Genomic DNA, 340 nt, shown 5'->3' with positions numbered 1-340 from the left:
AAAGCAGCTTGAGGACGGCCGTACTTTGGCGGACTACAACATCCAGAAGGAGTCGACCCTTCACTTGGTTTTGCGTCTCCGTGGAGGAATGCAGATCTTTGTTAAGACCCTCACCGGGAAGACCATCACTTTGGAGGTTGAGAGCTCCGACACCATCGACAATGTGAAGGCCAAGATCCAAGACAAGGAGGGTATTCCCCCAGACCAGCAGAGGCTTATCTTTGCCGGCAAGCAGCTCGAGGATGGAAGGACCCTTGCTGACTATAACATTCAGAAGGAGTCCACTCTCCACTTGGTTCTCCGTCTCCGTGGAGGAATGCAAATTTTCGTGAAGACCCTC

1 protein-coding gene and 1 pseudogene are annotated in these 340 nt (G+C 52.4%); both read left to right on the top strand.

What is annotated here, in order from left to right:
- Positions 1–70: pseudogene (locus tag DL891_RS17865) on the top strand (ubiquitin-like protein); the annotation flags it as partial.
- A gap of 18 nt (positions 71–88) precedes the next feature.
- A partial coding sequence (locus DL891_RS16755; protein WP_232819251.1) for a ubiquitin family protein occupies positions 89–340 on the top strand: 252 nt, incomplete at its 3' end.

The sequence above is a fragment of the Homoserinimonas sp. OAct 916 genome, assembly GCF_003260275.1.
GTDB lineage: Bacteria > Actinomycetota > Actinomycetes > Actinomycetales > Microbacteriaceae > OACT-916.
Note: the sequence above shows the minus strand (reverse complement) of the source record. Positions and strands in the feature narration are given on the sequence as shown.